The following is a 13,409-nucleotide window of genomic DNA, read 5'->3' on the forward strand; positions in this document are numbered from 1 at the left end:
CGCTCCTCAACGGCCGTCACGGTCGCGGCTGCGACCGGTGTCCCGGGCGCGCACGTCGTTGGCGCCGCTGCTGGCGCCAGGCTCGGCCGCCGTGCTCGGCGGCGTGGTCTGCATCGGCGTCACGGTCGGCCCGGCGCCCGCTTGCTGCAACAGCTTGTCCAGCGGCAGGTACAACAGGTTCGAGCCGCTCTTGCTGTCCACCAGCACCTTGCTGACGTTGGAATAGACCTGCTGCATCGTGTCGATGTACATGCGGTCCCGCGTCACCGCGGGCGCTTTCTGGTATTCGGCCAGCACCGAGCGGAAGCGCTGGGCATCGCCGTCGGCCTGCGCGATCACGCGCTGGCGGTAGCCCTCGGCTTCTTCGCGCAGCCGCGCCGCGGCGCCACGCGCCTTCGGGATCACGTCGCTGGCATAGGCCTGGCCTTCGTTCTTGAAGCGGTCGCGGTCAGCGCCGGCCTTCACCGCGTCGTTGAAGGCGGCCGTCACCTGCTCGGGCACCTGCACGTTCTGGACGTTCACATTGACGATCAGCACGCCGGCCTTCAACCGGTCGAGCTGGTTCTGGATCGACTTGACCAGATCCGCCGCAATCGCATCGCGCTGCTCGTACAGCACCGAGTCGACCTTGCTGCGGCCGACGATCTCGCGCACCGCGGATTCGCTGGCCTGCTCCACGGCCTTGTCCGGGTCGCGGTTTTCGAACAGGTAGCTCTTGGCGTCCTTCAGCCGGTATTGCACGGTGAAGCGGATGTCGATGATGTTCTCGTCCTGCGTCAGCATCGACGAGTCGCGCAAGCCCGTGACCTGGCCGACGCTGCTGCGGCCAACTTCGGTCGAGCGCAGCTGCGTCACCGCCACCGTGTCGTGGGCCTGGAACGGGTACGGAAAGCGCCACTGGAAACCGGCATCTACCGTCGATGAGTAGCGGCCGAAGGTGGTGATGATCGATTGCTGGCCTTCCTGCACGATGAAGAAGCCGCTGCCGGCCCAGATCACCAGCACGACAAAACCGATCAACCCGATACCGACGCCGGCATTGCGCATGTCCGGCTGGAAGGACGGGCCTTCGTCGCGCGGATCAGGCGGCTTGTTGGCGCCGCCGCGGCCGAACAGGCCGCTCAGTTTGCGGTTGAAGTCGCGCCAGAGTTCATCGAGGTCCGGCGGGCCGTCGTTGCGGCCGGCATTCATCCACAGGCCGCTCCAATGGCGGCGGCGTGCCGAGCCAGGGGCGCCACGCGGTGCATCGGCGGAATCAGGGGATGGGGTGGATTGCATGCTCATCAGGTCGGCGATGGTAACGCGGGGAGGTCCGCAGTCTGGCTCACCGGATCGTCCACCGGGTCGGCGGTAAGTGGGGATAGGGCCGGGGGAATCAAGCCTTCGGGTGATGCCGCCTGGACCAGCACGGCACGCAAGCCGTCGAGACCCAGACCTTCCAGCGCGCTGACAAAGACCCGCGGCACCCAGACGCCGGGTTCACGCTCGATCCAGTCGGACAAGGCGCGTGGCGCGGGTTCGATGCGATCCAGCTTGTTGTAGACCAGCACCTGCGGAATGTCCTGCGCGCCGATCTCGGCCAGCACACGCTCGACCTCGTCGCGCTGCTCCTGCAGCGTGGGGCTCGCGGCATCCACCACATGCAGCAGCAAATCCGCGTCGGCAGCTTCCTGCAAGGTGGCCTGGAAGGCTTCCACCAGCTTGTGCGGCAGGTCACGGATGAAGCCCACGGTGTCCGACAGCGACACGCTGCCGTTCAGCGCCTCGAGGTACAGCGAGCGCGTGGTGGTATCGAGCGTTGCGAACAGCTGGTCGGCGGCATAGGCCCGTGCCTTCACCAGCGCGTTGAACAGCGTCGATTTGCCGGCATTGGTATAGCCGACCAGCGAGATGCGGAAGGCGCCGCTCTTCTCGCGCGCGCGGCGCTGCGTGCCACGCTGGCGCTTGACCTTGTCCAGCCGCGTTTTCAGCGACTTGATGCGCTCGCCGATCATGCGCCGGTCGAGCTCGATCTGCGCTTCGCCGGGGCCGCCGCGATGGCCGACGCCACCGCGCTGGCGCTCCAGGTGGGACCAGCGCCGCACCAGACGCGTGGCCAGGTACTGCAGGCGCGCCAGTTCAACCTGCAGCTTGCCCTCGTGGCTCTTCGCGCGCTGCGCAAAGATCTCCAGGATCAGCGCCGTGCGGTCGGCCACCGGCACGCCGAGGTGGCGCTCCAGGTTGCGCTGCTGGGCCGGCGACAGGGCCTGGTCGAAGATCACGCCATCGGCGCGATGCACCAGCACCAGTTCCTTGATTTCGTCGGCCTTGCCGGAGCCGACGAACAGTTTGGGGTCCGGGGCCTTGCGACGCGCAATGATGCGCGCCACGGCGTCATCACCAGCCGATTCGGCCAGCAAGGCCAGTTCGTCCAGCGTGGGGTCGAAGGAATGCCCGGTGCCGAAATCGACGCCGACAAGCACAGCACGCGCCGGCCCGTCGCCGGGCGGCGCTGCATCATCCCTCTCGTCGAGGTTCAAGGTGGGAGCGATAGCGACGCGGCAGGCTAAAGATCAGGCCTGCTCGGGCTGGTCGTTGGCGTGGAAGTTGACCGGGCGGCCAGGCACGACCGTCGAGATCGCATGCTTGTAGACCATCTGCGTGACGGTGTTGCGCAGGAGAACGACGTACTGGTCAAAAGACTCGATATGCCCCTGCAACTTGATGCCGTTGACGAGGTAGATCGAGACCGGTACATGCTCCTTGCGCAGCAGGTTCAAGAAGGGGTCTTGTAGGAGTTGCCCTTTGTTCGACACGATATGCTCCGTGTTGTGAGTTCTGAGACGGTGGACCTTAACACATCAGGGTAAATCTGGGGTCAACCACCCTTGTCATCGTCGAATGGATTCTTCGACGACTTGAACTCGATGCGCAGCGGGGTCCCGACGAGTTTGAAATGCTCGCGAAAGCGACCCTCGAGGTAGCGCTTGTAGGCCTCCGACACATGCTCCAGCGCGTTGCCGTGAATCACCACGCGCGGCGGGTTCATGCCGCCCTGGTGGGCATAGCGCAGCTTGGGGCGGAACATGCCGGCGCGCTTGGGCGCCTGGTGCTGTACGGCGTCCTGCAGCAGCCGCGTGAGCACCGGTGTGGGCATCTTGCGGGTGGCCGAGGCATGGGCTTCGGTGATCGACTTCCACACCGGCCCCAGGCCCTGGCGCTTCAGCGCCGAGATGTGCTGCACCGCCGCAAACTTCAGGAAGGCCAGACGCTGCTCGACCGAGCGCTCGAACATCTGCCGCTGGTACGAGTCAACGGCATCCCACTTGTTCACGGCAATCACCACCGCTCGGCCGGACTCGAGGATGTAGCCGGCGATGTGGGCATCCTGTTCGCTGACACCCTGCGTCGCGTCGATCAGCAGCAGCACCACATGCGCATCGGCGATCGCCTGCAAGGTCTTGACGACCGAGAACTTCTCGATCGCCTCGAACACCTGGCCTCGGCGCCGCAGGCCGGCGGTGTCGATCAGCTCGAACTTCTGGCCACCGCGCTCGAAGGGCACGCTGATCGCATCCCGCGTGGTGCCCGGCTGGTCGAAGGCGACCAGGCGTTCCTCGCCCAGCCAGGTGTTGATCAGCGTCGATTTGCCAACATTCGGACGGCCGGCCACGGCCAATCGGATCGGCGCATCGGCGTCGGGCTCGGCATCGGCTTCTTCGTCTTCCGGGAACTCTTCGAGCGCTGCTTCGATCAGGCTGCGAATGCCCTGGCCGTGGGACGCGGAGATCGGATGGGGCTCGCCCATGCCCAACTCGTGGAACTCCGCCAGCGCCGGCGATTCGACCATGCCCTCGGCCTTGTTCACCGCCACCAGCACACGCTTGTTGGCCGTGCGCAGATAACGCGCAATGTCATGGTCCTGGCCGGACACGCCCGAGCGCACATCGACGACGAAGATCACCGCATCAGCCTCGGCCACCGCGGCCTGGGTCTGCCGCGCCATCATCGCGACGATACCGGTCGGTTTCTCGGGTTCGAAGCCGCCGGTGTCGATGACGATGAACTCGCGGCCGCCCTGCTTGCCGTCGCCGTAGTGACGGTCGCGCGTGAGCCCGGCGAAGTCAGCGACGATCGCGTCCCGGCTCTTGGTCAGCCGGTTGAAAAGGGTCGACTTGCCGACGTTCGGGCGGCCGACGAGGGCGATCACCGGTTTCATCGAACGCTTCAGTCGGGTCGGAAGGCGAACAGCCCGCCGTTGCGCGTGACCACCAGCACCGTGGTGCCGGACAGCACTGGCTGCGCGACCACCGGCGATCCATCGGTCGGCAGGCGCAGCAAGGTCTTGCCGTCTTCGCGGGCCAGGAAGTGCACCTGCCCTTCGATGTCGCCGAACACCACGGTGGGGCCGGCGCTCAAGGGCGCCGACAGTCCGCGGTACAGCAGGCGTTCGTTGCTCCAGGCCAGGTCGCCGGTGGCGGCGCGCCAGGCGGAGACGCGATCGGACGCATCGGCGCCGAAGACGTAATCGGCATCGCCACCCAAGGGCTGCTGGCCGGCATTCAGACGGCTCCAGCGCAGCGTGCCGGTGTTCGCCGCCACGCAGCCCACCGCCGTCTGGAAGGCCCGTGCGCACACGCTGTCGCCCACGCGCAGCACCGGGCCGACCAGATCGTTCAGGCGTTCGACTTCGTTGGTGCCGCGCGGCGACGTCACCGGCACGTCCCAGCTCAGCGTGCCCTTGGTCGGCTCCAGCCCTACCAGCGAAGCGCCCTGCCCGACCAGCAAGGTGTTCTTGTAGGCCGTCAGCACGCCGGGCTGCGCCAGCGTCAGCGGCTCGCCGCTGCGCTTGTAGGTCCACAGGCGTCGGCCATCGAGCGCATCGAAGGCATGCACGACCCGGTCGACGCCGACCACGAACACCCGCTCGCCTGCCACCAGTGGCGCGGTGGTGGTCCGCGACAACAGCGGGATGCTCCAGCTGCGCTTGCCCCGGTCGAGCACGACGAGTTCGTTGTCGACCGTCACCACCGCCGCGAAACGCCCATCGCTGCCGACACCGGCCGACAGCTTGCGGCCGGCCTCGCCGCGCCACTGTTCGCGGCCGGTCTGCGCCTCGTAGGCCACGACCGTGCCATCGGTGCCGGCGACGATGAAGGCGCCGTCGCGCACGCTGACGGCCAGCGGGAACTGCACGTTGTCCAGCCGCGCGCTCCAGACCTGGCGGCCGGCGATCTGCGGCGTGAGGCTTTCGAGCGCGGTGGGTTTCGGTTTGTCGGTGCTGGAACAGGCGCTCAGCAAGCCAGCGGCCAGCAGCGCCAGCTGAGGTGTCAGCCGCTTCATCGGGCTGCTCCCGACGCGGCCGGGGCAGCGCCCAGGGCCGTGAGTTTGGCCTCCACCAGGCGGCGGTAATCGGTCTTCTCGTCCATGCCCTTGTAGGCGGTGTCGTAGGCCGCCTTGGCCTCGTCCTTCTTGCCTTGGGCCAGCAGCACGTCGCCGCGGCGATCGGCCACCAGCGCGGCGAACTCGGGCGACTTGGCGGCGTCCAGCTGTTTCAGCGCGTCGTCGTACTGCTTGGCTTCGAGCATCACGGCCGCCAGGCGCAGGCGGGCGATGCTGCGGTATTCATCTTCCGCCGCGTTGTCGGCCACCCAGGTCAGCGCGGCGCGGGCCGGGTCGGCCTGGCCCTTGTCGAGCTGCAGCTTGGCGGCGAGCAGACCCGCTTGCTGGGCGAAGGCCGTGCGTGGATAGCGCTCCTTCAGTTCGGCAAAGACCTGCTGGCCACGCGCGGCATCGCTGGCCTGCGCGGCCTTGTCGAGTTCATCGAACAGCACACCGGCTTTTGCGCTTTGTTCGCGTTGCCACCAGTTCCAGCCGTTCCAGCCGGCAAAGGCCAGCAGCGCCAGCGTCAACACCCAGGTGATCAGGTTGCCGTATTGCTTCCAGAAAGCCTTGAGTTCGTCGAGTTGTTCCTGCTCTTGCAGGTCGAGTTGGTTCGCCATGGCGCCGGTCGGAGATCGAAGGGGGGGATTATGCGTTGCGCAATTCGTGCGCCCAGGTGGCCACATCGGCCAGCGGCTTGAGGCTCTGCGCCGCGGCCGCATCACGCAGCGGCTTCACGGCGACCATGCCTTGCGCCAGCTCATCGGCCCCAAAGACCAGGGCGAACGCGGCGCCGCTGGCATCGGCCTTCTTGAACTGCGCCTTGATGCCACCGCCGCTGGCATGCATCTGCACGGCGATGCCGGCCGCGCGCAGGGCTTCCAGCGTCACCAGCACCTGCGGCAGGCTGGCCGGATCGGCGACCACCGCATAGGCCGTGGGCGACACGGCCGGCACTGGCAGCGCCAGTTCCTGGATCAGCAGCAGCAGCCGCTCGATGCCCAAGCCGAAGCCGACCGCCGGCGTCGGCTTGCCGCCGAGCTGTTCGAACAAACCGTCGTAGCGGCCGCCGCCGCACACGGTGCCCTGCGAGCCCAGGTGGTCGGTGACCCATTCGAAGACGGTCAGGTTGTAGTAGTCCATGCCGCGGACCAGGCGCGGGTTGATGCGGTAGGCCAGGCCGGCCGCGTCGAGCGCGGCGCGCACCGCGTTGAAGTGGCCCAGCGTCTCGGCGCCCAGGAAGTCCATCAAGCTCGGCGCCGCCTCGACCAGGGCCTGCAGCGCCGGATTCTTGGTGTCGAGAATGCGCAGCGGGTTGCTGTGCAGCCGGCGGCGCGCGTCTTCGTCCAACTGTTCGGCATGGGCTTCGAAGTAGGCGATCAGCGCCTCGCGGTGCGCCTGCCGTTCGGTGGGCTGGCCCAGGCTGTTGAGCTCCAGCCGCACGTGCTGTCCGACCACCAGGCCCAGCTCCTGCCACAGCCGCCGCACCATCAGGATCAGCTCGGCGTCGACATCCGGCCCGGCGAAGCCCAGCGCCTCGACATCAAGCTGGTTGAATTGACGGTAGCGGCCCTTCTGCGGCCGCTCGTGGCGGAACATCGGCCCCAGCGTCCACAGGCGCAGCGGGCCGTTGTAGAGCGCGTTGTGCTCGACCATTGCACGCACGATGCCGGCAGTGGCCTCGGGGCGCAGCGTGAGCTGGTCGCCGTTCATCGCGTCGGTGAAGGAGTACATCTCCTTCTCGACGATGTCGGTCACCTCGCCCAGGCCGCGCACGAACAGTGCGGTGGGCTCGACGATCGGCGTCAGCAGGTACTGGTAGCCGTAGCGGCCGAGCACCGAGCGCACAGTGGTCTCGAACCACTGCCACAGCGCGCTGTCGGGCAGCTTGTCCTTGCGCGGCACGCTGCCGGGCAGGATGTCGTTCATGCCCTTGATGGCTTTGAGGACGTTGGTCATGGGAGGGATGAAGCCAGTTGGCGCCGCTGCACGCGGCGCCGGGTTGAAGGCGGAAGGCTCGGCCGGCCACGGCGTGTGGCGGCGCTAGCGGTTCAGATGAGCGTCAATGCGCCGCGGTGGCGGCGCCGAAACGGCGCTCGATGTAGCCCTCGACGATGCGGTGGAAGTCCTGCGCGATGCCTTCGCCGCGCAGGGTCATCGCCTTCTGGCCGTCGATGAACACCGGCGCGGCCGGTGCTTCGCCGGTGCCAGGCAGGCTGATGCCGATGTCGGCATGCTTGCTCTCGCCGGGGCCGTTGACGATGCAGCCCATCACCGCAACCTTCAGGTTCTCGACGCCGGGGTAGCGCAACTTCCACACCGGCATCATTGCGCGCAGGTGGTCGTCGATCTGCTTGGCCAGCTCCTGGAAGGTGGTGCTGGTGGTGCGGCCGCAGCCCGGGCAGGCGGTGACACTGGGGTTGAAGTGGCGCAGGCCCAGGCCCTGCAGGATCTCCAGCGCGATGAGCACTTCCTGCGTGCGCGACTCACCCGGCTGCGGCGTCAGCGAGACGCGGATCGTGTCGCCGATGCCCTGCTGCAGCAGCACGCCCAGCGCCACCGACGAGGCCACCGTGCCCTTGGTGGCCATGCCGGCTTCGGTCAGCCCCAGGTGCAGCGCGTAATCGCAGCGCTGCGCCAGCGCCTGGTAGACGGTGATCAGGTCCTGCACGCCGCTGACCTTGCAGCTGATGATGATCTGATTGGCATCCAGTCCCAGCTCACGCGCCCAGTCGGCTGACTGCAACGCCGATTGCACCAGCGCCTGGTACATCACCTGCTTGGCATCCCACGGCGCGGCGCGCAGGGCGTTCTCGTCCATCATCGCGGCGAGCAGTTCCTGGTCCAGGCTGCCCCAGTTGACGCCGATGCGCACCACCTTGTCATGCCGGCAGGCGGCTTCGATCATCTGCGCGAACTGCCGGTCACGCTTCTGGCCCTTGCCGACATTGCCCGGGTTGATGCGGTACTTCGACAGGGCCGCGGCGCACTCCGGATACTCGGTCAGCAGCGTGTGGCCGTTGTAGTGGAAATCGCCGATCAGCGGCACATCGATGCCCATGCGGTCGAGCTGCTCGCGGATCGCCGGCACGGCCCGGGCCGCCTCGGGCGTATTGACCGTGATGCGCACCAACTCCGAACCGGCGACCGCCAGTTCCTTGACCTGGATCGCCGTCTCGATGACATCCACCGTGTCGGTGTTGGTCATCGATTGCACACGCACCGGCGCATCGCCGCCGATCGTCACGACACGACTGCCCCAGGCCACGCGCGCCTGGCGTGAACGGCGTGCCGCGGGCCAGGCCGGGGTGATCAGCAGGGGGGCATCGGGGGAGGGATTGTTCATGGCAGCTCGACGTTGGCCACATTGTTCTGCGACCGGGAGGCCAGGTCGACGGGCTGGCCGCGGTGCAGCAACTCGGTGCCCTGCACGTTGCCGATGCGCACACGCAACGGCCGGGCGCCGTCGAGGTCCACCGTCTCGCCGGCCTGCAGCACGCGGCTGATCAGCAACTGGCCCTTGGCATCGCTGGCCTGCACCCAGGTGGCGCGGATGGCGCGCACACGGGCGCCGGTGGCATTGACGGCGGGGACAGGGGCGCTGGCGGCGGGTGGTGTCAGTGCCGCAGCGGCCGACGCAGCCACTGGTGCCGGCGATGGCGCCGACGATGCCTCGGCCACCGGCATCGTGATCACTTCGACGACGCTGGAGGCCGCGGCTGCGGCCGGTGTTGCCGCCGGCACATCCGTGGTCGCCGAGGGCATGGGCGCCTCGGCGTCGCGTGAGGCCGAGGGCAGCCAGCGCTGCAACCAGTGGCCGGGCACCATCACGAAGGCCGCGGCGGCAGCCAGCAGCAGCAGGACCAGCCACACTGCCGGCCGGCGCCACAGCGCCCAATCGACCGGGTCGATGCGGCCGGGGCGCTCGCGGAACGGCGTGTTCAGCCCGATGCGCACCTTGTCCAGCGTCGCGTCACGCGTGGACGGCAGTTGCGCCAGCACCGGCTCCGCATCGATCTTCAGCACGCGGCAGATGCTCTGGGCCAGCGCGCGGGTGAAGGTGGCATCGGGCAACTCGTTGTAGCGGCCGGCTTCCAGCGCTTCCAGCTTGGCCGGCGTGACCTTGATCGATGCGGCCAGCGCGGCAATGTGCAGGCCCTGCTTCTGGCGCGCGGCGCGCAGCAACGCACCCGCCCCCGACACCTCGGGTTCACCCGGCAGCGCGGACAAATCACTCATCGAAGCGCCCCTTGTCGAAGAGCTGAACCTCGGGCGCCTGCGGGAAGCGACTGCGCATCTGCTCGCCGAGGTCACGCGCGCCCACGGCATTGCCGAGTTTGTGTTCGATGCGCGCCGCCAGCCACAGCGATTGCGCATTGGTCGTGGCCTGCTGCGCATTGACGCGCCCGATGTAGAAGCGCGCCCGGGTGAACTCACCGCGGCGCAGCAGCACGTCGCTCAGGTTGATGGCCGTGCCCGGGTTGGCCGGATCGAGCTCATAGGAACGCATCAGCGAGCCCTCGGCTTCCATCAGCTGGCCGGCGCGCGCCTGGCAGATGCCGCGGGCGAGCAAGGTGCGCTGCGTATCGCGGTACTGTGGCTGCGCGAGAGCCAGCTGAAACTGCGCATTGGCATCGTTGTAGCGCTGCCTCTGGCACAGGTACCAGCCGTAGTTGTGCATCGCATCGGCATCGCGGTTGTTCAGCTGCAGCGCGCGGCGAAAGCTGTCCTCGGCCAGCGCATCGTCGCCCAGGCTGGCGTAGATCAGCCCGCGCAGGTTGTAGGCGGCGCTGTAGTTCGGATTGGCGGCGATCGACAGCTTCAATTCGTCGAGCGCGGTGTCCAACTGGCCGCGGCCGAAATAGGCGCCGGCCAGTTCCAGCCGCACCCGCGCGCGGCGGTCGGCATCGGTCTGGTCGGAGTCAGTGGCACGTTCACGCAACTCGCCTTGCCCAGCCCCTTGCGTTGCGCAGCCCGACAGGCCTGTCATGACCAGCAGGGTCAGCAAGGCCTGCAGGCCGCCGTGTCGAACAGCCCGCAACGGAGTCATGGCAATTCCTGGGTCGAGGGCTCGATGCGGATCACCGGGCGGGTCATGCGCTTCTGGGCGTTGGTGCGGTCCTGCACCTCGCCGGCCAGTTGACCACAGGCGGCATCGATGTCGTCGCCGCGGGTCTTGCGGATGGTCGTCACGATGCCGGCCTCCTGCAGCACCTTGGCAAAGGCCAGCACGCGGTCCCTGGGCGAGCGCTTCAGGCCCGAGGCCGGGAACGGGTTGAACGGGATCAGGTTGAACTTGCAGGGCACGCGTTCGGCGGCACGCGGCCCGGCGACCAGCGCGATCAGCTGGCGTGCTTGCTCCGGCGCATCATTGACGCCGTCGAGCATGCAGTATTCGAAGGTGATGAAGTCGCGCGGCGCGGCGGCCAGGTAGCTACGGCAGGACTGCATCAGCTCGGCCAGCGGGTACTTGCGGTTCAGCGGCACCAACTGGTCGCGCAAGCCGTCGGTCGGTGCATGCAGCGAGACCGCGAGGGCGACCGGGCAATCGTCGCGCAGCCGGTCGATCATCGGCACGACGCCGGAGGTCGAGACCGTGACGCGCCGGCGCGACAGGCCATAGCCGTGGTCGTCGAGCATCGTGCGCAGCGCCGGCACCAGTGCCGTGTAGTTCTGCAGCGGCTCGCCCATGCCCATCATCACGACATTGCTGATCGCGCGTTCACCGACGCCAAGCTTCAGGCGCTGGCGCAGGTGGTGCTCGGCAAACCAGAGCTGGGCGATGATTTCGCCGGTGCTCAGGTTGCGGCTGAAACCCTGGTGACCGGTGGAGCAGAAGCGGCAGCCCACCGCACAGCCGGCTTGCGACGACACGCACAGCGTGCCGCGATCGTCTTCGGGGATGAACACGGTCTCGACCGCGTCGCCGTTACCGACATCGAACAGCCACTTGATCGTGCCGTCGGCCGAGGCCTGCTCGCTGATCTGCGCCAGCGGTTGGATCAGCGCCGCGCCGGCAAGTTTGTCGCGCAGCGACTTGGCCAGGTCGGACATCTGCGTGAAGTCCGCAGCGCCTTTCTGGTGGATCCAGCGGAACAGCTGAACGGCGCGAAAGCGCTTTTCGCCCAGCCCTTCGCAATAGGCGGCAAGTCCGTCGAGGTCGAAGTCGAGAAGGTTGACCGGGCTCACGACGGCTGCCGCCCTTTTTCGCCGTTAGCGCTTGCGATCAGCGGCTGTAGACGTTCATGCCGGGGAAGAAGAACGCCACTTCGACCGCGGCGGTCTCCGCTGCGTCCGAACCGTGCACGGCGTTAGCGTCGATCGATTCGGCGAAGTCGGCACGGATGCTGCCCTTCTCGGCCTTCTTCGGGTCGGTGGCGCCCATCAGGTCGCGGTTCTTGGCGATGGCGCCCTCGCCTTCCAGCGCCTGGATCATCACCGGGCCCGAGATCATGAACTCGACCAGGTCCTTGAAGAACGGACGGGCCTTGTGCACGGCGTAAAACGCCTCGGCTTCGCCGCGCGACAGGTGCGCCATCCTGGCGGCGATGATCTTCAGACCAGCACCTTCGAAGCGGGCATAGATCTGGCCGATCACGTTCTTTGCCACAGCATCGGGCTTGATGATCGAGAGCGTGCGTTCAATGGCCATAAAGTTCTCCTGAATCAATGACTTAACAAGTAAACCAAATATTCTAGCTTGACCGCGTGTCGATCGGCATCGCGGTGTTTCAGCGGCCGCCACCGCGGCGACGGCCGCCGCGGCCACCGCCACCGCCACCGCCACCGCCACCGCCACCACCGCCATTGCCCTGGAACTTGCGCACGAAGGCATCCGCCCCGATGTAGCCCACCGCGGTCTTCAGCGGATCGGGCTGACCGCCTTGATCACCACCGCGGTTGCGGCCACCGCCACCGCCACCGCCACCACCGCCGATGCCACGCTGCTTCTGCACGAAGCGCTTGTCATAAGTCTGCTCCAGCGGGTTCGGGATCGGCCCGTCTTCCGAATACTCGCGCTTGGGCTGGCGCGACGCTTCGCGGATCGCCCGCTTGTCGAAGGTCTGCTGCAACGGGTTCGGGATCGGCCCGCCTTCGCCGGGTTCGCGGCGTTCGAACGGGCGATCGGTGGTGCGATCGATGTTGCGATCTGCATTGCGATCATTAGCGCGGTCCGGACGATCGGGCGCGCGGTCTCCGCGCCCCTGCTGGCCACCGCGCCGGTTGCGGCGCGACTTGCCGCCGCCGTCCTGGCCCTGCGGCGGGCGAGGCCCCGGGCCGCCCTGCCCGTCGCGGTTCTCGCGCACATCGCGGCCACCGGCCATGCGGCGCAGCTCGCGCACCTCGGCTTCATTCAGGTCGACATAGACGCCGCGCTTCAGCCCCCGCGGCAAGACCACGCAACCGTAGCGGATGCGGATCAGCCGGCTCACCGCCAGGCCGACGGTGTCGAACAGCTTGCGCACCTCGCGGTTGCGGCCTTCGGTGATGACCACGCGGTACCAGTGATTGACCCCTTCGCCACCACCATCGGCAATCGACTTGAAGGCCGCGCGCTGGCCATCGATCTCGACGCCCTCGAGCAGGCTCTCGCGCCCGTCCTGGTCGAGCGTGCCCAGCACACGCACGGCATATTCGCGCTCGACACCGAAGCGCGGATGCATCAGCTGGTTCGCCATCTCGCCCGAGTTGGTGAACAGCAGCAGGCCTTCGGTATTGATGTCCAGCCGGCCCACCGATTGCCACTTGCCCTGCGGCAGCCGCGGCAGGCGGCGGAACACCGTCGGGCGGTGCTGCGGATCGTCGTTGGTGACGACTTCGCCGACCGGCTTGTGGTAGGCGATGACACGCGGCAGCGGCGGCGAAATGCGCACCTTGACCGGCTTGCCCTGAACACGGATCTGGTCACCGAAGGAAATGCGCTGGCCGGTGTGCGCCACCTGGCCATTCACGCTGACCTGGCCGTCGGCGATCAGCTGCTCCATGTCGCGCCGCGAGCCGATGCCGGACTGCGCCAGCACCTTGTGCAGCTTCGGCGCGTCCGGTTC

General features: G+C 67.6%; 13 protein-coding genes. All 13 read right to left on the reverse strand.

Features of this window, described 5'->3' with window-relative positions; all coding sequences use genetic code 11:
• Positions 1-6: 6 nt before the first annotated feature.
• The gene (gene hflK, locus VLK61_RS14405) at positions 7-1,284 is read right to left on the reverse strand and encodes an FtsH protease activity modulator HflK (protein WP_325422303.1); all 1,278 of its coding nucleotides are present in this window, start codon (positions 1,282-1,284) and stop codon (positions 7-9) included.
• Complete coding sequence (hflX, locus tag VLK61_RS14410; RefSeq protein ID WP_325422304.1) at positions 1,284-2,519, reverse strand: GTPase HflX; 1,236 nt, start codon at positions 2,517-2,519, stop codon at positions 1,284-1,286. The genes hflK and hflX overlap by 1 nt, the downstream gene beginning before the upstream one ends.
• 33 nt (positions 2,520-2,552) lie before the next feature.
• On the reverse strand, positions 2,553-2,795 hold the full coding sequence (hfq, locus tag VLK61_RS14415) for an RNA chaperone Hfq (protein ID WP_325422305.1): 243 nt from the start codon (positions 2,793-2,795) through the stop codon (positions 2,553-2,555).
• 62 nt (positions 2,796-2,857) lie between these two features.
• Positions 2,858-4,198: a ribosome biogenesis GTPase Der gene (der, locus tag VLK61_RS14420; RefSeq protein ID WP_325422306.1), complete on the reverse strand. Its 1,341-nt coding sequence runs from the start codon at positions 4,196-4,198 to the stop codon at positions 2,858-2,860.
• A gap of 8 nt (positions 4,199-4,206) precedes the next feature.
• Entirely contained in the window at positions 4,207-5,322 is a 1,116-nt protein-coding gene (gene bamB, locus VLK61_RS14425; protein WP_325422307.1) for an outer membrane protein assembly factor BamB, read from the reverse strand.
• Entirely contained in the window at positions 5,319-5,981 is a 663-nt protein-coding gene (locus VLK61_RS14430) for a YfgM family protein (protein WP_325422308.1), read from the reverse strand. Before VLK61_RS14430 ends, bamB begins: the two co-directional genes overlap by 4 nt.
• A gap of 28 nt (positions 5,982-6,009) precedes the next feature.
• Positions 6,010-7,320 carry a histidine--tRNA ligase gene (gene hisS, locus VLK61_RS14435; RefSeq protein WP_325422309.1) on the reverse strand — a complete coding sequence of 437 codons (1,311 nt, stop codon included), beginning with the start codon at positions 7,318-7,320 and terminating at the stop codon, positions 6,010-6,012.
• A 103-nt stretch (positions 7,321-7,423) separates the two neighbouring features.
• Complete coding sequence (ispG, locus tag VLK61_RS14440; protein WP_325422310.1) at positions 7,424-8,707, reverse strand: flavodoxin-dependent (E)-4-hydroxy-3-methylbut-2-enyl-diphosphate synthase; 1,284 nt, start codon at positions 8,705-8,707, stop codon at positions 7,424-7,426.
• Complete coding sequence (locus VLK61_RS14445; RefSeq protein WP_325422311.1) at positions 8,704-9,600, reverse strand: helix-turn-helix domain-containing protein; 897 nt, start codon at positions 9,598-9,600, stop codon at positions 8,704-8,706. The genes ispG and VLK61_RS14445 overlap by 4 nt, the downstream gene beginning before the upstream one ends.
• Positions 9,593-10,411, reverse strand: a complete 819-nt coding sequence (gene pilW / locus VLK61_RS14450) for a type IV pilus biogenesis/stability protein PilW (protein ID WP_325422312.1) — start codon at positions 10,409-10,411, stop codon at positions 9,593-9,595. Before pilW ends, VLK61_RS14445 begins: the two co-directional genes overlap by 8 nt.
• Positions 10,408-11,550 carry a 23S rRNA (adenine(2503)-C(2))-methyltransferase RlmN gene (rlmN, locus tag VLK61_RS14455; protein WP_325422313.1) on the reverse strand — a complete coding sequence of 381 codons (1,143 nt, stop codon included), beginning with the start codon at positions 11,548-11,550 and terminating at the stop codon, positions 10,408-10,410. Before rlmN ends, pilW begins: the two co-directional genes overlap by 4 nt.
• A gap of 37 nt (positions 11,551-11,587) precedes the next feature.
• Positions 11,588-12,013, reverse strand: a complete 426-nt coding sequence (gene ndk, locus VLK61_RS14460; protein ID WP_325422314.1) for a nucleoside-diphosphate kinase — start codon at positions 12,011-12,013, stop codon at positions 11,588-11,590.
• Positions 12,014-12,092: 79 nt separating this feature from the next.
• Positions 12,093-13,409 (reverse strand): pseudouridine synthase (locus VLK61_RS14465; protein ID WP_325422315.1); only part of this gene is annotated, 1,317 nt, incomplete at its 5' end.

The organism is Aquabacterium sp. (assembly GCF_035476535.1).
In the GTDB taxonomy this organism is placed as follows: domain Bacteria; phylum Pseudomonadota; class Gammaproteobacteria; order Burkholderiales; family Burkholderiaceae_C; genus Pseudaquabacterium.

Excerpts from the sequence above, each read along its gene's own strand:
- ndk (WP_325422314.1), bottom strand. The coding sequence starts at position 12,013 with ATGGCCATTGAACGCACGCTCTCGATCATCAAGCCCGATGCTGTGGCA.
- ispG (WP_325422310.1), bottom strand. The coding sequence starts at position 8,707 with ATGAACAATCCCTCCCCCGATGCCCCCCTGCTGATCACCCCGGCCTGG.
- bamB (WP_325422307.1), bottom strand. The coding sequence starts at position 5,322 with ATGAAGCGGCTGACACCTCAGCTGGCGCTGCTGGCCGCTGGCTTGCTG.
- hflK (WP_325422303.1), bottom strand. The coding sequence starts at position 1,284 with ATGAGCATGCAATCCACCCCATCCCCTGATTCCGCCGATGCACCGCGT.
- VLK61_RS14445 (WP_325422311.1), bottom strand. The coding sequence starts at position 9,600 with ATGAGTGATTTGTCCGCGCTGCCGGGTGAACCCGAGGTGTCGGGGGCG.
- der (WP_325422306.1), bottom strand. The coding sequence starts at position 4,198 with ATGAAACCGGTGATCGCCCTCGTCGGCCGCCCGAACGTCGGCAAGTCG.
- VLK61_RS14430 (WP_325422308.1), bottom strand. The coding sequence starts at position 5,981 with ATGGCGAACCAACTCGACCTGCAAGAGCAGGAACAACTCGACGAACTC.
- hisS (WP_325422309.1), bottom strand. The coding sequence starts at position 7,320 with ATGACCAACGTCCTCAAAGCCATCAAGGGCATGAACGACATCCTGCCC.
- pilW (WP_325422312.1), bottom strand. The coding sequence starts at position 10,411 with ATGACTCCGTTGCGGGCTGTTCGACACGGCGGCCTGCAGGCCTTGCTG.